Source organism: Polymorphospora sp. NPDC051019, from assembly GCF_040683055.1.
GTDB classification, from domain to species: domain Bacteria; phylum Actinomycetota; class Actinomycetes; order Mycobacteriales; family Micromonosporaceae; genus Polymorphospora; species Polymorphospora lycopeni.
Map to the genome: position 1 here is coordinate 34,830 of NZ_JBFBCH010000014.1, position 20,932 is coordinate 55,761.

The 20,932-nt window shown below is 74.9% G+C and carries 6 protein-coding genes; all 6 read right to left on the minus strand.

Features of this window, described 5'->3' with window-relative positions:
* Nucleotides 1-25: 25 nt before the first annotated feature.
* The 6 genes from AB0M79_RS23300 to panD all read right to left on the minus strand — a co-directional run bounded on the left by AB0M79_RS23300 (nucleotide 26) and on the right by panD (nucleotide 20,877).
* Nucleotides 26-799, minus strand: a complete 774-nt coding sequence (locus AB0M79_RS23300) for a thioesterase domain-containing protein (RefSeq protein ID WP_364217288.1) — start codon at nucleotides 797-799, stop codon at nucleotides 26-28.
* A complete protein-coding gene (locus AB0M79_RS23305; protein ID WP_364217290.1) occupies nucleotides 796-2,055 on the minus strand; it encodes a Gfo/Idh/MocA family oxidoreductase in 1,260 nt (419 codons plus the stop codon). The genes AB0M79_RS23300 and AB0M79_RS23305 overlap by 4 nt, the downstream gene beginning before the upstream one ends.
* Entirely contained in the window at nucleotides 2,052-3,125 is a 1,074-nt protein-coding gene (locus tag AB0M79_RS23310; protein WP_364217292.1) for a saccharopine dehydrogenase NADP-binding domain-containing protein, read from the minus strand. Before AB0M79_RS23310 ends, AB0M79_RS23305 begins: the two co-directional genes overlap by 4 nt.
* On the minus strand, nucleotides 3,119-8,632 hold the full coding sequence (locus tag AB0M79_RS23315; protein WP_364217294.1) for an amino acid adenylation domain-containing protein: 5,514 nt from the start codon (nucleotides 8,630-8,632) through the stop codon (nucleotides 3,119-3,121). Before AB0M79_RS23315 ends, AB0M79_RS23310 begins: the two co-directional genes overlap by 7 nt.
* On the minus strand, nucleotides 8,629-20,328 hold the full coding sequence (locus AB0M79_RS23320) for an amino acid adenylation domain-containing protein (RefSeq protein WP_364217296.1): 11,700 nt from the start codon (nucleotides 20,326-20,328) through the stop codon (nucleotides 8,629-8,631). The genes AB0M79_RS23315 and AB0M79_RS23320 overlap by 4 nt, the downstream gene beginning before the upstream one ends.
* A gap of 177 nt (nucleotides 20,329-20,505) precedes the next feature.
* Nucleotides 20,506-20,877: an aspartate 1-decarboxylase gene (gene panD / locus AB0M79_RS23325; RefSeq protein WP_357534205.1), complete on the minus strand. Its 372-nt coding sequence runs from the start codon at nucleotides 20,875-20,877 to the stop codon at nucleotides 20,506-20,508.
* Nucleotides 20,878-20,932 lie beyond the last annotated feature (55 nt).

A 20,932-nucleotide genomic window follows, 5' to 3' on the forward strand; every position in this document is an offset into this window, starting at 1 on the left:
ACGACAGTGGACATCGGACGGCTGGTCAGGGCAGGTCGCTGACCCGGCGGGCCGGGCCGAGCGCGGCCACCACGTCGGCGACCACCGTCTCGTGGACGTCGTCCAGGTAGAAGTGCGCCCCGGGATACGTACGCAGTGCGAAGGCGGCCCGGGTGTGGTGCGCCCAGTCCCGCACCTCGGCCGGTGACGCGGTGGGGTCGGCCACCCCGACCAGCCCGGTCACCGGGCAGCCCAGCGGCGGCACCAGCGCCGGCCGGTGCGTCTCGAAGGCCCGGTAGTCGGCGCGTACCGACGGCAGCACGACCGCGCGCAGTTCGGGGTCGTCCAGCGCCCGGTCGTCGGTGCCGCCGAGCCGGCGCAGTTCGGCGACCAGCGCCTCGTCGTCGCCGAGGTGCACGGTGCCCGGCCGGTGGTGGCACGGCGCGGGCAGGCCGGAGACGAACAGGTGCGCCGGGGTGAAGCCGCGCCGGGCCAGCCGTGCGGCGACCTCGTGGCCCAGCGCCGCGCCCATGCTGTGCCCGAAAAGCGCCAGGGGTCGGTCGAGCAACGGGGTGAGCGCGTCGGTGACCAGGTCGGCGAGCCGGGCGAAGTCGGTGACGCAACTGTCGGTGAGCCGGTCCTCGCGGCCGGGGTACTGCACCGCGTGCAGTTCCAGGTGCGCCGGCAGCCGGGCCGGCCAGCGCCGGAACGAGCTTGCGCCGCCGCCGGCGTGCGGCAGGCAGACCAGGCGCGTCTCGGCGTGCGGGACCGGCCGGTACCGCCGCAGCCAGGTCGTGTCGCCGGCCGTGGCCGCCCTCACCGGGCCACCGCCGGCTCCGTGCCCCGCTGCCTCGGGACCGCCGCGCCGGCCCCGGCGCCCGCGCCGGCCGGACCGGTCGCCGCGCCGACCGGGGCCGGTGCGCCGATCGGGACCGGTCCGTCGCCCGGGGCCGGCCCGTCGGCCGGGTCGAGGCCGGTCAGGTCGGCGACGCCGACCGGTGGCGGCGGGCTGCCCACGATCAGCTCCGGCTGCCCCAGCCGGCCGGTCAGTTCCTGCCACACCCGGCACACCGTCAGGTGCGACTGCCCGAGCCGCATCGGGTCCTCGCCGGCGGTGACCGCGGCCGCGAACTCCGCCATCGTGCGGGCCATCGCCGCCGGCCACAGGTCACGCAGCACGTCGGCGTAGTCGACCGGCTCGGTGCCCGGCAGCACCGCCGTGCTCGGCCGGGCCAGGTACGGGTCACCGGCCGGGCCGGCGCCGTCGGCCGGACCGTCGCCGTTCGCGCCCGCGCCGGTCACGTGCAGCCGGGGGCTCCACAGCACCGGCCCGTGCGTGTCGGCCAGGGTCAGCGTCCCGGCGTCGGTGGTGACCGAGATCCGGTGCATCAGGTGGGCGTGGTTGTCCGGGTCGTGCGGGTCGAGCTGGTTGTGCACCCGGATGCCGACCGGCACCCCGCCGAGCACCGCGTCGACCCCGCGCAGCGGCGGGGCCGCGTCGAGCAGACCGGTCATCTGCTCCGGCCACGCCGCCGGCTCGGCCACCGCCCACGGCCGCATCGCCGGCAGGGCCCGGGACAGGATGTCGACCAGGGCGAACGCGACCTGGATGCTGGTGGCCGCCTCGACGTACCGGGGCGGGCCGTGCCGGCGCAGCACCGCCGCGGCCCGCAGGAACGCCCGGACCGGGGCGAGCTGCGGATAGTGGTCGTTCAGCCGGTACAGCACCTTGTTGCGGCGGGCCCGCCGCAGGCAGTCGGCGAGTTCGTCGTGGTGCACCGGGTGCTCCTGGAGCACGTGGACGCCCCGGTCGAGCAGGGCGGCGGCGAGTTCACTGCCGGTACCGCCGGCCACCCCGGCCCGGACCGCCACGCAGGCCGCGTCGACGGCGTCCGGCAACTCGTCGACCGACGTGTACAGCGGCACGCCGTACTCCCGCGCGCAGGCCGCCGAGCGGGCGCTGCCCCGGGCCAGCACCCCGACCAGTTCGCCCCACGCGGGGCCGTCGCGCAGGGCGGCCAGGTGGACCCGCCCGAAGGTGGTGCCGCACACCACGAACCGCAGCCGCCGGGTCACAGCACTCCCTCCTCGACCGCTGCGGCGCGCGGCCCGTCGGTCACCTCGAACACGGTGCACGCCGCGTCGCGGCGCAGCCGCTCCACCACCACCGCCGGGTCCAGCAAATCGGCGGCGAGCCACGCACCCGGCGGTACGGTGCCGGCCAGCACCGCCGCGGCGGCCTCGACCGCGACCGTCGCGGTGAGCCGGTAGCCGTCGTCGGCGCGCAGGGTCAGCGTCCGCGTCCCCCGGTCGTCGGTGATCTCGACGACCATCAGCTGGTAGGGGCGCTGCCCGGCCAGGTCGACCTCGGCGGCCCGGACCAGCCGGCCGGCCGCGTCGGACCCGGCGGGGTCGCCGACCGTCCCGGCCCGCAGCCGGTTGAGCACCGCCAGGGTCTGCCGGCCGGCGAAGACGTTGAACCACGCGCCGTCGCGTACGCCGAGTTCGACGGCGAGCCGGCGGGCCTCGCCGGTCAGGAACGGGTACGCCGTCACCCGGCCGGGGAACGGCGGCAGGCTCACGTCGAGCAGCGGCTCGACCGTACGCGGCGCCGCCGCCCCGTCCCGCCAGCCGGCCATCGCCTCGCCGTAGCCGTCGTGCAGGCTGGCCACCATGTCGGCGGCGGCCGCCGGGCTGAACCGGTCGAGGCCGCCGAACCAGGCCCGCAGCGATCCGACCGGCCCGCCGCCGGTGCCCCGCAGCCAGCGCGGCAGCAGCCCGGACAGGCCGGGGCTCTGCCCGGCGCCGAGCACCACCGGCACCGGGGCGAACGACAGTCGGTCGCGCAGCAGGTCGTCGCCACCGGCGTCGACGTACGCCGCACCGGCGGCGACCGCGGCGGCGGCGACCCGCGGGCTGAGCCGGTACGACGGCCCGGCACAGTTGACCACCAGGTGGCAGCCGGCGCAGAAGGCGCGCAACGCCGCCGGGGCGGTGACGTCGACGGCCACCACCTCGGCCCCGGCCGGCGCGTCGGGCACCCCGGCGCGGGCGCCCAGCCGGACCGTGACCCCGGCTCCGGCCAGGAGGTGCGCGACCTGCCGGCCGACCGCCCCGCTCGCGCCGAGCACCCCGACGGTCAGCACGGCGCCACCGTCCCGCCGAGCTGGGTGGCGGCCCGCGCCGCGTACGGCGGTTGCAGGCAGGTGAAGTGGTCGCCGGGGATGTCGACGACCCGCAGCTCGCCGAGGCAGATGTCGTGCCAGTACGCGGTCATGTCGGCACCCAGCCCGGGCAGGAAGTGGATCTCGCTGTTCTGGCGCAGGAACGTGATGTCCCCGGCGTACGGGTCGGCGCGGTGCCGGCTGGCCGCGTCGAGGCTCTGCCGGAACACCCGGGCGGCGGTGCCGACGGTGCCGAGCGGTTCGTCGCCGTCGGGTCCGTTCGGCGCCGCCGCGGCCAGCGCGGCGAGCCGGTCGGCGGGGGAGCGGTCGGCGAGCTGGCGGAACCGGGAACCGACCGACCGCAGCGCCGGATCGCCGTCCAGCGCCGCGAACGCGCCCGTCGGAATCCGGCCCGGCGTCGCGGCGAGCACCGTCGACAGCGCCCGGGCCAGCACGGTCTCGTCGTCGGGATAGCCGAGCACCGCCGGGTCGACGCCGATGAGCTGCGCGAAGGCCCATTCGGCGACCAGGTCGTCCTCGACGGTGTACGGAACCCGGTAGCTGCTGACCACCCGCAACCCGGTCACCTCCGCCCCGCTCTCGGTGAGCTGCCGGGCCAGTTCGGTGGCGAGCAGGCCACCGAGGCAGTAGCCGATCACCTCGAACCGGGTCCGGCCGGTCGCCGCCAGCGCCTGCCGGTACTCCCCGGCGAGCCGGCCGATCAGGGATGCCGGGTCGTGCCGCAGGTAGCTCTCGATGTCGGCGATCGCCAGCCCGTACACCGCGCCCGGGCCGGGCAGCAGCGGCACCACGGCCCGGTACGGCGCCAGCGTGCCGCTGCCGTCGTGGACCAGGACCCGGACCGGCGCGTCGGCGTCGGTGCCGGCGGCCAGCGGCACCAGCGGCGACTGCCGGTCGGTGGCGGTCACCGGCCCGGAGCCGTCGGCCGCGCCGAGCCAGTCCGCGAGACCGCCGACCGTCGGGGTCCGCAGCATCTGCCGCAGGAGCTGGTCCCAGGTGTGACCGGCGGCCTCCGGCACCCGGTCGCGGACCATCCCGACCAGCTTGGACAGCAGCAGCGAGTCGCCGCCCAGGGTGTAGAAGTCGACGTCCCGCCCGATCCGCGCGGTGCCGAGCAGCTCGGCCCACAGGTCGGCGAGCCGCCGCTCCAGGTCGGTGCGCGGCTCGTCGAGCGGGCCGTCGTCGCCGCCGGACCGGGCCGGGGCCGCCAGCCGGCCGGCCAGCGCCGCCCGGTCGACCTTGCCGTTGCCGGTCAGCGGCAGCGCGTCGACGGTGCAGACCCGGGCCGGCAGCATGTAGCCGGGCAGCCGGGCCCGCAGGTGGGCGTCCAGGCCGTCCGGGTCGACCGGGTCGCGGTGCGGCTTGACCCGTACGCCGAACGCGTGCTGGCCGACCGCGGACAGCGGCTCGTCGTCGGCGGGCAGGCAGAACGCCAGCTCGGCGTCGATCCCGGCGACCAGGTCCCGCCACGACTGTCCGGTGTGGAACGTCCGGTCGGCGGCGGCCCGCTCGTCGGTGAAGTCGGTCAGCCCCTCCTTGAACTCCATCGACGCCATCAGCGGGTAGTTGTCCCGGGTCGCCTCGATGAACAGCAGCCAGCCGCCGGGCCGGACCAGTTCGGTGATCCGCTCCAGCACCTCACCGGCGTGGGTGGAGTTGTGCAGCACGTTCGCGCAGACCAGCACGTCGAACGAGTGCGGCTCGTAGCCCTGGTCGCGCGGGTCGGCGTTGAGGTCGAACAGGCCGTACCGCAGCCACGGGTGGTCGGCGAACCGGGTCCGCGCCTCGGCGAGGAAGAACGGCGACACGTCGGTGAACAGGTAGTCGACCAGGTGCCCGTCGACGGCGTCGATCAGGTCGCTGGTGGTGCCGCCGACCCCGGCGCCGATCTCCAGCACCGACAGCGGCCGCCCGGCCGGCTGCGCGGCGGCGATCGCCCGCAGCGCGGCGGCCAGCCCGGTGTTGACGTACCGGCTGATCAGGTTGTCCCGGTAGGCGGCCTGGGCCACGTCCAGGTTGCCCTCAGGGAACAGAAGGGCCAGCGGGTCGAGTTCGTCGCGCAGCAGCTCGGGCAGGTGCCGGGCACTGGTGCGCAGGTAGCGGATCAGCTCGGCGCCGTGGCCGTGCGCGGTCGCCAGCGCCTCGATCCGGTCCCAGTCCGGCGCCTCGCCGCCGGCGGGCGCCGCCCCGGCCGTGCCGAGCCGCCAGCCGCCCGGCACGGCGTCCAGCAGCCCGTGCGCGGTCAGCGCCGCCAGCCACCGGCGGACCAGCCGGTGGTGCCGGGGCGCGACCCGGGCCGCCGCCAGCACGTCGGCCAGCCCGTGCACCGCCGCCGGGTCGGTGAACAGGTCGCCGGCCCGGCGCAGCGCGTCCCGCATCGCGTGCAGCGCCGCCCGGTCCAGCGCGTCGACGACCTGCCGGACCGCCGTACCGTCGACCTCGCGGGCCAGCGCGCCGGCCGCCCGGCCGGCCGCGTCGGCGACCCGGGCGGTCGCCTCCGCCACCTCCGGCGGCGCGGGCCGGTGCCGGGGCTCGGCGAAGGCGACCAGCCGCCGGTCGAGCGGCCCGGTGCCGTCGACGACGGTCGCCGCCGCCCCGATCGCCGGGTACGTCGACAGGGCCGCGTCGACCTCGGCGAGTTCGATCCGGTGCCCCTTGATCTTGACCTGGGAGTCCTCCCGGCCGAGGAACTCGATCGTCCCGTCCGGGTGGTAGCGGCCGATGTCGCCGGTGCGGTAGAGCCGCTGCCCGGTCACCGGATCGGTGACGAACCGCTCGGCGGTGCGCGCCGGGTCGCCGAGATAGCCCAGCGCCAGCCCGGCACCACCGATGTACAGCTCGCCGGGGACCCAGTCCGGCCGGGGCCGCATCGCCCCGTCGAGCACGTGGAAGCTCTGGTTGGCCAGCGGCCGGCCGTACGGGATGCTCGGCCACGCCGGGTCGACGGCCTCGACCGGGTGGTGGATCGACCAGATCGCCGCCTCCGTCGCCCCGCCGAGGCTGACCACCCGCAGTCCGGGCACCTGCCGGCGGACCGCGTCCGGCAGCGCGACCGGGATCCAGTCACCGGACAGCAGCGCCAGCCGCAGCCCGGTCACCGCCGGACGCCCCTCACCGTCCGGCGCCCCGGCGAGGTAGTCGTGCAGCATCTGCAACTGCGCCGGCACCGAGTTCCAGACCGTGACCCCACGGGTGGCGACCAGCTCCGCCCAGTGCGACGGGTCGCCGCGCCGGTCCGCGGCCGGCAGCACCACCGCCCCGCCGGCGGCCAGCGGGCCGAAGATGTCGTACACCGACAGGTCGAAGCCGAGACTGGCCAGACCGAGGACCCGGTCGTCGGCGCCGACCCCGAACCGGGCGTTGACGTCGGCGACCGTGTTCGCCGCCGCGGCGTGGCTGACCACCACCCCCTTCGGCGTGCCGGTCGAGCCGGAGGTGAAGATGACGTACGCCGCGTCGTCGCGGCCGACCCCGGCCGGGACCACGTCGGCGGCCTCCGGTGCCGGCCCGCCGGAAAGCGTGTCGACGTCGAGCGTCTTGGCGTCCGGACGGTCCAGCCACGACTGGGTCAGCACCAGCCGGATCCCGGCGGTCGACAGCATCAGGTCCCGCCGCGCCGGCGGCTGGTTGGTGTCCACCGGCACGTAGACGCCGCCGGCCAGCAGCACGCCGAGCACCCCGACGACCTGCTCCCAGCCCTTGTCCATGACGACCGCAACCGGATCCGCCGGCCGGCACCCGGCGGACCGCAGCCACCCGGCCACCTCCGCGGCCCGGCCGGCCAGCTCGGCGTACGTCAGCGCCCGGCCGTCCGCGACCACCGCCACCCGCTGCGGCGTACGGGCCGCCTGGGCGAACACCGGCTCGTGCAGCAGCCCCACCGGCAGGTCGGCGGCGGTGTCGTTGACCGCGGCCCGGCGCAGCGCCTGCGCGGCCGGCAGCGGCACCGGCCCGACCTGGTCCCAGGCCGCCGACCCGTCCGCGAGCCGCCCGACCAGGTCGGCGTACGCCTCGAACATCGCGTCGACGAGCCCGTCGGGGAACACCCCCTCGCGTACGTCCCAACTGATCCGCAGCTCGCCGTGGTGTTCCATCACCTGGCAGTCGATCCACACCTGCGGGGTCTGGCTGACCCCGAACACCAGCTCGCCGGTGCCGGTGAACCCGGTGCCGGTGCCGCCCTCGGTCAGCCCGACCGTGCTGGTGAACACCACCGGCATCAGGGCCGCGTCCGGGCCGCGGCGCCGGCCGAGCGCGCGCAGCACCTCGACCCCGGAGAACCGCCGGTGGTCGATGTTCTCCCACAGCCGCCGTTGCAGACCGGTGGCCCGGTCGGCGAAGCGGGTGGCCGCCGGCTCGTCCGGGTCGGGGCCGGCGGTCAGCAGGGTCACCGAGGTGAAGTCGCCGACCAGCCGGGCGATCTGCGGGTGCGACGGCGGGCGGTTGAGCAGGGTCAGGTTCAGCGTGAACCGGGACCGTCGGCTCCACGCCCCGATCACCTCCGCGTACGCGGCCAGCAGCGCCCCGGTCGGGGTCAGCTTGCGGCCGGCGGCGAGGTCGCGCAGCGCCGCCCAGCGCGCCGGGTCCAGGGCGGTCTGCCAGCGCCGGAACCGGGGCGCCCCGGCGGCTGGCGCGGCGACCGTGGGCAGCTCCGGGCCGGCCGGCAGGTCGTCCAGCCGGGCGTCCCACCAGGCCCGGTCCGCCTCGTAGCCCGCCGAGTCGCGGGTCGTCCGCTCGGTCAGCAGGTAGTCCCGGAAGCTGATGTCCAGCGGCGGCAGCGCCGCGTTCGGGTCCAGGTAGAGCTGGTCGAGTTCGGCGATCAGCAGTTGGATGCTGGCGTAGTCGGCGATCAGCAGGTCGATCGAGAAGTGCAGCAGGTCGCGGTCGTCGGCGCGGGTGACCCGCAGCCCGAACATCGGCCAGGTGCGCGGGTCGTACACCTTGTGGGACAGCTCGGCGCGGACCGCCGCCCGGGCCGCCGCGACCGTGTCCGGGTCCGCGCCGCGCAGGTCGGTGACGTCGACCCGGTACGCCTGCGGCCCGGGCAGGATCTGCTGGTGCCCGTCGGCGTCGACGACCGCGCGCAGCATCTCGTGCCGGTCGACGAGCCGCTGCCAGGCACGTTCCAGCCGGTCCGGGTCGAGCCCGGTGAACGCCACCTCGAAGTAGCCGTGGCAGGCGACCCCGCCGTACGCGAACGCGTCGTGCCGGCCGAGCAGGTACGCCGACTGCACGTCGGTGAGCGGGAACGGCTCGTGCCGGTTCGCGGGGTCGGTGACCAGCCCGCCGGCGGTGCCGTCGAAGTGCCGCATCAGCGCTTCCCGGTGCTCCCGGAGCTGTGTCATCCGCTCGGCGCTCAGCGCGCCCTTCGGCGCCCGGAAGCGCAGCCTGCCGTCCTCGGCCCAGAGCTGCACGCCGGCCCGTTCCAGTTCGATGACCAGGGCACGGATGTCGGGGTCGTTGTTCACAGCGTTCCTTCTTCGAGTTCCGCGACGACCTCTTCGTCGATGAGGTCGGCCAGGCCGGCGATGGTCGGTGACGCGTACAGCTCGCGCAGCGACAGCCGTACGGCGAAGCGGCGCCGGATCTCCTCGACCAGGCCGGTCGCCGTCAGCGAGCTGCCGCCCAGGGCGAAGAAGCTCTGCTGCCGGCCGACCGAGGGCAGGTCGAGCAGTTCCGACCACATCCGGGCCAGTTCGGTCTCCACCGGCCCGCGGGGCGGGTCCTGGTCGGCACCGGTGGCGTCGACCCGGGCGAGCCGGGCCACGGCGGCCCGGTCGACCTTGCCGTTCGGGGTCAGCGGCAGGGCGTCGAGCACGACGATCCGGTCCGGCACCAGGTAGGCCGGCAGTCGCCGCGCCAGGTAGGCCCGGATCTCGTCGGGGTCGAGATCGGGTTCCTTCGGTACGACCGCTGCGGTGAGTTGTTGGTTGGTGGTGGTGGCGATGGCGTGGTGGATGTGGGGGTGGGTGTGGAGGTGGGTTTCGATGTCGCCGAGTTCGATGCGGTGGCCGTTGAGTTTGATTTGGTGGTCGGTGCGGCCGAGGAATTCGATGGTGCCGTCGGGCCAGTAGCGGCCTTGGTCTCCGGTGCGGTACCAGCGTTGGTTGTGGTGGGTGGGGAATTGGGTGTTGGTGCGTTCGGGGTCGTTTGTGTAGCCGGTGGCGAGTCCTTGTCCGCCGATCCAGAGTTCGCCGGGGACCCAGTTGGGTCGGTCGTTTCCGTGTGGGTCGGTGATTCGGTAGGTCTGGTTGCGTAGTGGGGTGCCGTAGGGGATGGAGGTCCAGTGGGTGGGGATGTGGGTGATGTGGTGGTGGTTGGACCAGATGGCGGCTTCGGTGGCGCCGCCGAGGGCGATGTGTTGGGTGTTGGGGTTTTTGGTGGTGAGGCGGTGGTGTTGGTCGAGGGGGATCCAGTCGCCGCTGGTGAGGGCGAGGCGGAGGGTGGTGAGTTGGTGGGGTTGGGCGGTGGTGAGGAGGATGTCGAGGAGGGTGGGGACGGTGTTCCAGATGGTGACTTTGTGGTGGTGGATGAGGTGGGCCCAGGTGTGGGGGTCGGGGTGTTGGTTTTCGGGGGTGGTGGTGATGGTGGCGCCGGCGGTGAGGGTGCCGAGGATGTCGTAGACGGATAGGTCGAAGTCGAGTTGGCTGATTTGGATGGTGTTGTCGTTGGGGGTGGTTTGGTAGCGGTGGTTGATGTCTTCGATGGTGTTTTGGGTGGCGCGGTGGGTGAGTTGGACGCCTTTTGGTAGTCCGGTGGATCCGCTGGTGAAGATGATGTAGGCGGGTGTGGTGTCGGGGATGGGTGTGGGTTTTGTTAGTGGGTTGGGGTGGTGGAGGGCTTGGGTGATGGTGGTGGTGTCGAGGGTGGTGGTGATGCCGGCGGTGGTGTGGATTTGTTGTTTGCGGTGGTGGGGGTGGTGGGGGTTGATGGGGACGTAGGTGGCGCCGGCGGTGAGGGTGCCGAGGACGGCGGCGATTTGGTGGGGGCCTTTGGGGAGGGTGATGGCGACGGGTTGGCCGGGTTGGATGTTGTGGTGGTGGACGAGCCAGCCGGCGATGTGGAGGGCTTGTTGGGCGAGTTGTTGGTAGGTGAGGGTGCCGTCGGGTCCGGTGACGGCGAGGTGGTCGGGGCGGGTGGCGGCGTGGTGGAAGAGGCCGTCGTGCAGGAGTTTTCCGGAGATGGGGTGGTCGGTGGCGTTCACCACCGCCCGCACCGCCAGGTGACTGGCCGGGGTCAGGCCCGGCGTCGGCTCCGTCCAGTCGGCGAAGACCAGCCGGGCCAGCACCCCGCGATAGGCGCGGAACATGTCGTCGAGCACGTCGTCGTGGAAGAGTTCCTCCACCGCGTCCCAGCTGAACCGGATCCCGCCGTGGTCCTCGTAGACCTGGTGGTCCAGCCACACCTGCGGCGTCTGCGAGATGCCCCAGACCCGTTCGGGGAACCGGCGCGGCGTGTGGTCGGCGACCTCGTCGGCGACGCCGAGCGCGCTGGTGAACACCACCGGCATGCTCGCCCGGCCGGTGCCGTCCAGCCGGCCGAGCTCGCGCAGCACCCAGACCGCGGAGACGTCCCGGTGCTCCAGGTCGCGCCACATCTGCTCCTGCAACCGGCGGGCCCGGTCCAGGAAGCCCTGCCCCGGCCGCGGCCGGCTGGCCAACAGCAGCAGCGAGGTGAAGTCACCCAGCACGTGGTTGATGTCGGGGTGCACGTCCCGCCGGTCGAACAGGGTCAGGTTGATGGTCAGCTCGGTGCTCGCGCTCCACGCGGCGAGCACCTCGGCGTAGCAGGTCAGCAGGACCGCCGACGGGGTCAGGCCGTACTCGCGGGCCCGGTCGGTGACCGTACGCCAGTCCGCCGCCGACAGTGCCGCCTCCCGGCGTACGAAACGCGGGGTGACCGTCTCCGGGTCGGTCCGCAGCGGCAGTTGCGGCGGGGGCGGCAGGTCGACGACCCGGTTGCGCCAGTAGTCCTGGGACCGGGCGACCTGCTCGGCGCTCGGCCCGGCGCCCAGCAGGTAGTCGCGGAACGACACCCCGACCGACGGCAGCACCGCGTCCGGGTCGTCGTACAGGGTGGCCAGCTCGGTGTAGAAGATCCGCATGCTCAGCCCGTCGAGGACCAGGTTGTCCAGGCTCAGCCCGAGCCGGGTACGCCGGTCGCCGTACCGGACGGCCCGCAGGTCGAACAGCGGCCACCGGGCCGGGTCGAGAACCTGGTGCGACATGTCCGCGCGTAGCCCGGCCAGCGCCTCGCCGCCGTCGCCGGCACCGTCGGTCACCGGGATCGTGAGCCGGGGTACGTCGCGCAGCACCCGCTGCCGCCCGTCGGCGTCGAAGACGACCCGGAGCATGTCGTGCCGGTCGACCAGCCGGGCCAGCGCCTCCTCGAGCCGTACCAGGTCGACGTCCACGCCGTCGAACTCGGTGTAGTAGTGGGTGCCGACCCCGCCGAGCGCGAACTGGTCGCCGCGGCCGAAGAGGTAGGCCCGCTGCACGTCGGTCGGCTCGAACGGCTCGTGGCGGCCGTCGTCGTCGGCGGCCAGCGCCGCCGCCGGTTCCGGGGCGCCCGCCGGCCGTTCCGCCGGGGCGGCCACTTCGAGGGTGGCGGCGAAGTCGGCCAGCCGGGAGGCGGCGAACAGGGCCGGCAGCCGGGCGCCGGTCACGCCGGCCGCCTGCAGCCGGGCCATCATCCGGGTGGCGAGCAGGCTGTCGCCGCCGAGCCGGAAGAAGTCGCTGTCCCGGCCGACCGGGGCGTCCAGCAACTCGCTCCAGATGCCGGCGAGCAGCCGCTCGGCCGGAGTGTCCGGGGCGTCGCTCGGGCCGGCGGTGTCCGGCGCGGCGTCGGCGAGCAGGTCGCGTACCGCGGCCCGGTCCACCTTGCCGTTCGCCGACAGCGGCAGCCGGTGCAGTGCCGCGAGCCGCGCCGGCACCAGGTACGCCGGCAGCCGTTCGGCAAGCCAGCGGCGTACCTCGGCCAGGTCGACGGCGGGCGCGTCGGCGGGACGGGCGGCGGTCAGCCACAGGTTCCCCCGGTCGGTGCCGGCCTCCGCCGGCCGGTGCCCCCCGTCGGTGCCGGCCACTGCCGGCAGGGCGAACCCGGCGTCGGCGAGCAGGTCGCGCCACCGGTCGGCGGACAGCAGCGGATCACGCTGCCCGCGCCGGATGCCGTCGAGGTCGGCGAACCCCCGCTCGGGTACGGCGACGGTGACCAGCGCCAGCGGTGACAGGGTGGCCGCCTCCAGGGCGACCAGTACGCCGCCGGGGGCCAGCAGCAGCCGCACGATGGCCAGCGCCGCGGCCGGGTCGGCCTCGCGGTGCAGCGAGTTGTTGGCGACGACCACGTCGAACCGGTGCAGGGCCGACTCGTCGACGGTGCCGGTGAGCCGGTGCAGCCGTACCGGGTGCGGCAGGCCGGCGAGGTGTTCGCGGGCGGTGGCGAGCAGTCCGGCGGAGGAGTCGAACAGGGTGTACTCGACGCGGGCCGGGTCGAGGCCGGCGAGCAGCCGGGCGGCGGTCCGCCCGCCGCGCCCGCCGAACTCGGCGACGCGCAGCGGCCGGTCGAGCCGGTCCGCGGCGGCGGCCAGCCGGTCGGCGAGAGCGGCCAGCGCGGCGGCCGTCGCCGGTTGGGCGTCGACCAGCGCCTCCGGGGCGAGCACCGGGTCGTCGAGCAGTACGGCCGCCTCCTGTTCGCCCCGCACGATCGCCAGCAGGCGTCCGGTGGTGGCGCGCAGCCGGTCGGCGACGCCGGCCAGTGCGCGGCCGCCGGTCGCGGCGGCGCCCTCGGAGGCGTTTTCCGGCCCGGCGGTGTCGGCGGCGGCGCGTACGGCGGCCAGCCGCGGACCGGCGGCGTACCCGTCCCCGGCGCCGGCCAGCACCTCCCGGTCGGCCAGCCAGTCCAGCCAGCGCCGCACCAGCGGGCGCATCGGCGTGGCGATCCGCCACCGCTCCAGCGCCGGCCCGACCGGCGTGTGCGCGCCGAAGGCGTCGGGGTCGAGCAGGTCGAGCAGCCGGACCAGGCCCTGTTCGGTCAGCGCCGTCTCGACCGCGCCGGTGTCACCGGCCACGGTGGACGGCCGCGGTACGGCGAGCAGCACCTCGCCCACGGCGGTGACGGCGGCCCCGGCGGACGCGGGCACCGGGTCGTCGACCGTGACCGCTGCGGTGAGTTGTTGGTTGGTGGTGGTGGCGATGGCGTGGTGGATGTGGGGGTGGGTGTGGAGGTGGGTTTCGATGTCGCCGAGTTCGATGCGGTGGCCGTTGAGTTTGATTTGGTGGTCGGTGCGGCCGAGGAATTCGATGGTGCCGTCGGGCCAGTAGCGGCCTTGGTCTCCGGTGCGGTACCAGCGTTGGTTGTGGTGGGTGGGGAATTGGGTGTTGGTGCGTTCGGGGTCGTTTGTGTAGCCGGTGGCGAGTCCTTGTCCGCCGATCCAGAGTTCGCCGGGGACCCAGTTGGGTCGGTCGTTTCCGTGTGGGTCGGTGATTCGGTAGGTCTGGTTGCGTAGTGGGGTGCCGTAGGGGATGGAGGTCCAGTGGGTGGGGATGTGGGTGATGTGGTGGTGGTTGGACCAGATGGCGGCTTCGGTGGCGCCGCCGAGGGCGATGTGTTGGGTGTTGGGGTTTTTGGTGGTGAGGCGGTGGTGTTGGTCGAGGGGGATCCAGTCGCCGCTGGTGAGGGCGAGGCGGAGGGTGGTGAGTTGGTGGGGTTGGGCGGTGGTGAGGAGGATGTCGAGGAGGGTGGGGACGGTGTTCCAGATGGTGACTTTGTGGTGGTGGATGAGGTGGGCCCAGGTGTGGGGGTCGGGGTGTTGGTTTTCGGGGGTGGTGGTGATGGTGGCGCCGGCGGTGAGGGTGCCGAGGATGTCGTAGACGGATAGGTCGAAGTCGAGTTGGCTGATTTGGATGGTGTTGTCGTTGGGGGTGGTTTGGTAGCGGTGGTTGATGTCTTCGATGGTGTTTTGGGTGGCGCGGTGGGTGAGTTGGACGCCTTTTGGTTGTCCGGTGGATCCGCTGGTGAAGATGATGTAGGCGGGTGTGGTGTCGGGGATGGGTGTGGGTTTTGTTAGTGGGTTGGGGTGGTGGAGGGCTTGGGTGATGGTGGTGGTGTCGAGGGTGGTGGTGATGCCGGCGGTGGTGTGGATTTGTTGTTTGCGGTGGTGGGGGTGGTGGGGGTTGATGGGGACGTAGGTGGCGCCGGCGGTGAGGGTGCCGAGGACGGCGGCGATTTGGTGGGGGCCTTTGGGGAGGGTGATGGCGACGGGTTGGCCGGGTTGGATGTTGTGGTGGTGGACGAGCCAGCCGGCGATGTGGAGGGCTTGTTGGGCGAGTTGTTGGTAGGTGAGGGTGCCGTCGGGTCCGGTGACGGCGAGGTGGTCGGGGCGGGTGGCGGCGTGGTGGAAGAGGCCGTCGTGCAGGAGTTTTCCGGAGATGGGGTGGTCGGTGGCGTTCACCACCGCCCGCACCGCCAACTGGTCGTCGGGGACCAGCGCCGGCGGCACCGCCGACCAGTCCGCGCCGGCCAGCCAGTCCACCAGGCGGCCGTACGCGCCGAACATCGCGTCCAGCACCCCGTCGTGGAAGAGGTCGTCGACCGCGTCCCAGGTGAGCAGCACCCCACCGGCGTGCTCCATCACCTGGTGGTCCAGCCACACCTGCGGGGTCTGCGACACCGTCCAGCCCAGCTCGCCGAAGGCGTCGCGCACGTCGCCGTCGACCAGGTCGCGGCCGAGGTTGCTGGTGAACACCACCGGCGCGCTGGCCGCCTGCGGGCCCCGCTCGCGGGCCAGGTCGCGCAGCACCTCGACGCCGGAGTAGCCGGCGTGCGCCAGGTCGGCCCGGAAGCGCTCCTGGACCGTCCGGGCCCGCCCGGCGAAGTCGGCCGTCGGGTCGACCTCGACGTCGAGCAGGATCAGGCTGGTGAAGTCGGCGACCAGCCGTTCCACGTCCGGGTGCCGGCCGTCGCGGTCGAACAGGGTCAGGTTGAGCAGGAACCGTGGCTGGGTGCTCCACGCCCCGAGCACGGCGGCGAACGCGGTCGCCAGCGCGATCGACGGGGTAACGCCGTGCCGCCGGGCCTGCCCGACGACCGACCGCCAGGCCGCCGGCGACACCTGCCGGGTCCGCCGGACGAAGCGCGGCGCACCGTCGGTCGTCGTCGCCGACAGCGGTAGCTGCGGCGGCGCCGGCAGCTCCGGCAGCCGCTCCCGCCAGTACCCGCGGTCCTCGTCCCGCCGCCGGTCCCGGGCACCGGACGTGGCCAGGTACGCGGCGAAGCTGGTGCCGATCGCCGGCAGCGCCTCCTGCGGCCGGTGGTAGAGCGCGGCCAGGTCGGCGAGCACGATCTGGATGCTGGCCGCGTCGGCGACCAGCAGGTCGAGGTTGACGTGCAGCCGGGTGCCGCCACCGGGCAGCAGCGACACCCGCAGGTCGAAGACCTCGCCGGCGGCGACGTCGAGCAGCCGGTGCGACAGCCGGTCGCGGACCGCCAGCAGGGCCGCCCCGGCGTCACCGGCCGGCAGGTCGCGCAGGTCGTGCACGGTCACCCCGGGCCAGGCGGCCTCGGTGGCGATCCGCTGCCGCCCGTCGGCGTCGAACCGGGCCCGCAGCATGCCGTGCCGGCCGGCCAGCGCGTACCCGGCCCGTTCGAGCCGGTCCGGGTCGAGGCCGTGGCCGTCGAGTTCGGCGTACACGTGGCAGCCGACCCCGCCGAGCGGCTGGGCCGGGTCGCGGCCGACCCAGTACGCGTGCTGGACCGGGGTGAGGTCGAACGGCGCGTACTCGTCGACGATGGCCGGAAGGTCGGCGGCGGGTTCGTCGCGCGCCTCCAGCAGCCGCCGTGACCAGGCGGCCAGGGTGGGGCGGGCGAGCAGGTCGGCGTACGCCACGTCGGCGCCGGCCCGCCGCCAGCGGGCGGCCAGGTCCATGACGCGTACCGAGTCGAGGCCGGCGGCGACCAGGTCCTCGTCGGCGCCGAGGCTGTCCGGCGTACGGTCGATCAGTTCGGCGACGTCGTGCCGGATCCGGTCCGGGGTCAGCGGTGCCGCCGGGTCGGCGGCGGGCGCGGCGGCGGCCGGCTCCACCGGATACCAGTGCCGGTGCGCGGTGAACGGGTACGCCGGCAGGCGCGGGTCGGCGCCGGCCGGTGGGTCGAAGACGGTCCAGTCCAGCGGGGCGCCGCGCCGGTACGCCTCGGCGACACCGGCCCGCCCGCCGTCGCCGACCGCCAGCGTCACGACGCCGTCTACATCGGACGAAGCGGCGCCGACGGCCAGCACGAGCCCCGGCTGTGCCTCGGTGGTCAGCGGCGGCACGCCGTCGGGGTGGGCACCGATCTCGGCGTACCAGCGTGGGTCGGCGTGCACCAGGTCCGGGCCGAGTCCCAGCGCGTGCAGCACGTCGAGCAGTTGCCGCCAGTCGGGCCCGGCACCGGTCGGGGCGACCCAACCCGGCAGCCAGCGGCGCAGCCCGACGAGCAGCGCGCCGACCGGGTCGCCGTCGCGCAGCCGCAGCACCAGCGGGCCCGGCGCCGGGGCCGGTACGGGCACCGGCGGGTTGGCGAGCCGCCCCGGCAGGGTCGCCGGATCGGTGGCGTCGAGCACGGCGCGCCAGGGCAGCAGGTGGTCGCGGCGCTGCCGCCAGCCGGCGAGCAGCCGGGCCCGGTCGGCGGCGGCCAGCCCCTCCAGCGCGGCGGCGAGCCGGCCGGCCCGAAGGCGTACGGCCTCGGGGTCGGCACCGGCGAGCGGAACCCAGCCGGCCGGGTCCGGCCCGGCGTCGGTGGCCGGTGCGGCGGTGCCCGGTGCCGGTGCGGCCTCCACCACCAGGTGGGCGATGGTCCCGGTGAACCCGAACGAGCTGACCCCGACCCGGCGCAGCGGCCGGTCCGGGTCGACCGTCTCGGTGCCGGCCGGGAACCGGTAGTCCAGGCCGGTGCCGGCGAGCCGCGGGTTGGCGGCGGTGAACGTCGGGCTGCCCGGCCAGACCTGGTCGCGCAGGGCGACGATGGCCCGCAGCACCCCGGCGACACCGGCCGCGGCCTCCAGGTGGCCGAGGTTGGTCTTGACCGAGCCGACGAGCAGCGGCCGGTCCCGGCCGGCGAAGACCTCGGCGAGCCCGCTGATCTCCACCGGGTCGCCCAGCGGCGTACCGGTGCCGTGCAGTTCGACCGCGTCGACGTCGCCGGCACCGAGGCCGGCGGCGGCGAGCGCGGCGCGGATCACGTCCGCCTGGGCGCCCGGGTCGGGCACGGTCAGCCCGGACGAGGCGCCGTCCTGGGCGACGGCGCTGCCACGCAGCACGGCGAGGATCCGGTCGCCGTCACGCCGGGCGGCGGCCAGCGGCTTGAGGACCAGGACGGCGGCGCCCTCGCCGCGGCCGTACCCGTCGGCGTCGGCGGACAGGGTCGCGCAGCGGCCGGCCGGCGACAGCATGCCGGCGTCGGCGAGGGCCCGCTCGGTCTCCGGCGACAGGGCGAGGTTCACCCCGCCGGCCAGGGCGAGGTCGCAGGTGCCGTCGGCGAGGTGCCGCAGCGCGGTGTCGATGGCCACCAGCGAGGCGGAGCAGGCGGTGTCGACGGTGAGGGCCGGGCCGCGCAGCCCGAGGTGGTGGGCGATCCGGCCGGCGGTGGCGCTCATGCTGCTGCCGGTGGCGTGCATCGCCCGGATCAGGTCGGGCCGGCCGATCCGCAGCGGGAGGCTGGCGTAGTCGTGGTGCCCCTGGCCGACGAAGACGCCGGTCCGGGTGCCGCGCAGCCGGTGGGCGGTCAGGCCGGCGTCCTCGACCGCGTGCCAGGCGACCTCGAGCAGCAGCCGCTGCTGCGGGTCCATCGCCCGGGCCTGCGCGCCGCCGATGCCGAAGAACTCCGCGTCGAAGGTGTCGACCCGGTCGAGGTAGCCGCCGGGCAGGGTGAGCGGGACACCGTCGTCGGCCCGGGCCGGCGGCGGCGGGCGCAGCGTGCTGCCGGCGGCGTGCAGGAGCGCCCCGAGCGCGTCGAGACTGTCGATGCCGCCGGCGAGGCGTACGCCGACCCCGACGACCGCGACCGCGTCGGTGCCGGGCGGCGCGGTGGCCGGCACCGGTGCCGCGGGGGCGGCCGGGACGCCGGCCAGCGCGGCGGCGAGCCGGCGCAGGGTCGGATGGCGGAAGAGTATCGACACCGGGACCGGCCGGCCGGTCCGGTCGGCGAGGGTGGCGGCCCAGCGGGTGGCGCGTACGGAGTCGAGCCCGAGTTCGGCGAAGCCGGTGTCCATCGGCACCCGGTCGCGGCCCAGCACCGCGCCCAGCGTCTCGTGCGCGACGGCGAGCGTGCCGGCGGGGTCGGCGGCCGGCGCGGCGTCGGCGGTGACCGGCGGGTGGCCCTGGGTGGCCGGGGAGCCGGCCGGGCCGGCGGACGAGGTGGCCGCGCCGTCGGTGGCGTGGGCGCCCGGGTTGGCGGGGTCGGTGGCGGTGGTGAGGGCGTCCGTGGCGGTGGTGAGGGCGTCGCGGTGGAGGACCGGCAGCCGGCCGGCGCGGTCGGCGGCCGCCGTCGCGGTCCGGCGGATCTTGCCGGAGGTCGTCTTCGGCAGCGCCATCCGGCGCACCAGGGCCACCTCGGCGACCACGATCTCGTGCCGGTCGTGGATCTGGGCCCGGATCTCGGCGGCGATCTCTACGAGCGCCGCGTCGGGCAGGTGCCGGTCGACCTCGGCGAAGACCAGCACCGCGTCACCGTCGTCGGGCTGCACCGCGCACGCCCCGCCGACGGCGACCGCGTCGACCCGCTGCTCGACGGTGCGTTCCAGGTCGTTCGGGTGGTGGTTGGCGCCGTGCACGATGATCAGGTCGCGCAGCCGGCCGCAGACGAACAGTTCGCCGTCTTCGTCGAGGAAGCCCAGGTCGCCGGTGCGCAGCCAGGGGCCGCGTCCGTCGGCGCGGACCGCCTGGAAGGTCCGGGCCGACTCCTGCGGCCGGCCCCAGTACGCGGTCGGCAGGCCGGGGCCGCTGACCCAGATCTCGCCGACGCCGCGCGCCGGCAGTTCCGCGCCGGTGTGGGGGTCCACGATGGACACCTCGCGGTCGTGGAACCAGTTGCCGGACGACACCAGCGTCCGCCGGGCCGGGCCGTCCGGCTCGCGGGCGACGCCCTCGGCCAGCGCGCGCGGGTCGAAGTCGGCCGACCGGAAGCCGCGCGGGCGCCGGCTGCTGGACACACAGAGCACCGCCTCGGCCAGCCCGTACGCGGGCGTCACCGCCTCGGCGGGCAGGCCGGCGGCGGCGAAGTGCGCGGCGAACCGGCGTACGGTCTGCTCCCGGATCGGCTCGGCGCCGTTGGCGACGTACCGGATCGCGGACAGGTCGAGGGTGGCGGCCTCGTCGGCGGGAATGGCCTCGACGCACCGGGCGAAGCCGAAGTCCGGCCCGGCGATCCAGTTGGCCCGGTAGGTGCTGGCCGCGCGCAGCCAACGTCCCGGGTCGGCGGCGAAGGTGGCCGGGCTCATCATCGTGGTGGTGCCGCCGGTGAGCAGCGGCAGCAGCGCCTGCTGGAGCATGCCCATGTCGTGGTAGAGCGGCAGCCAGCCGGCGACGTGGACCGGTTCCGGAGCTCCCCACATCGCGGTCAGCAGGCCGACCTGGTGCAGGACCGTGCCGTGGGTGTTGCAGACGGCCTTCGGTGTCCCGGTCGAGCCCGACGAGTACTGCAGGAACGCGATGTCGTCGGGGGAGCGGTCGGGCAGGTCGGTCGCGGTGGCCGGCGGCAGCTCGTCCAGCGCGAGGGCACGTACCCCGTCGGGCAGCGTGCCGGCCGGGATGCCGGTGGCGTCGGCGACCAGCGCGACGGCCGGGTCGCAGTCGGCGACGATGGCGGCGAGCCGGTCGCCGGCACGGTTCAGCCGGCCGGACGCCGGCAGCGGCACCGGCACCGCGACGAGGCCGGCGTGCACGGTGCCGAGGAAGGCGGCGACGAACTGCGGCCCGGTCGGCGGCAGCAGGAGCAGGGCCCGGTCGCCGGGGGAGAAGCGGGCGGCCAGGGCGGCCGCGACGGGTTCGCATTCGGCCAGCAGTTGCGCGTACGTTCGCTCGGTGACGGTATCGTCACCGGAAAGGAAACGCAGCGCCACCCGGTCCGGGAACTCCCTGGCGACACGGATGAACTGGGCGGATACGCCGGATGAGCGATTGCCGTCGGTCAACACAGCGACAACGTAATCAATCCCCGAGGTGCCTCGATCATGTCGCACCCGGCAAGAAATAGTCATGGCGACTAGTTGCCAACGGCTGGCCCGACCGGTCCACGACGGACCGGCGGGCCAGCCGCCGGATCGGGTCCGCGAGAGGCGGACGCGCCGGCCCCGATGCCGGCGGTCCGCTCAGACGCCCGGGTTCGAGTGCAGCGAGATGATCTCGTTCTTGCCGTTGACGTGGACCACCTTCGGCTCCAGGCTGCGGGCCTCCTCGTCGGTGACCAGCCCGTAGCCGATGATGATGATCAGGTCGCCGGTGTGCACCAGCCGGGCGGCGGCGCCGTTGATGCCGATGACCCCGGAGCCGGCGGGCCCCTCGATCGCGTACGTCTCCAGCCGGGCCCCGTTGTCGATGTCGACGACGTGGATCAGTTCGCCGGGCAGGATGTCGGCGGCCCGCATCAGGTCGACGTCGATGGTCAGCGACCCGATGTAGTGCAGGTCGGCCTGGGTGACGGTGGCTCGGTGGATCTTGGACTTGAGCATGGTGCGGAACATGGGGTCGCTCCCTGGGCGCGTCGGACGGCCGGCCGGCGGTCGTTGCCGGCCGGCC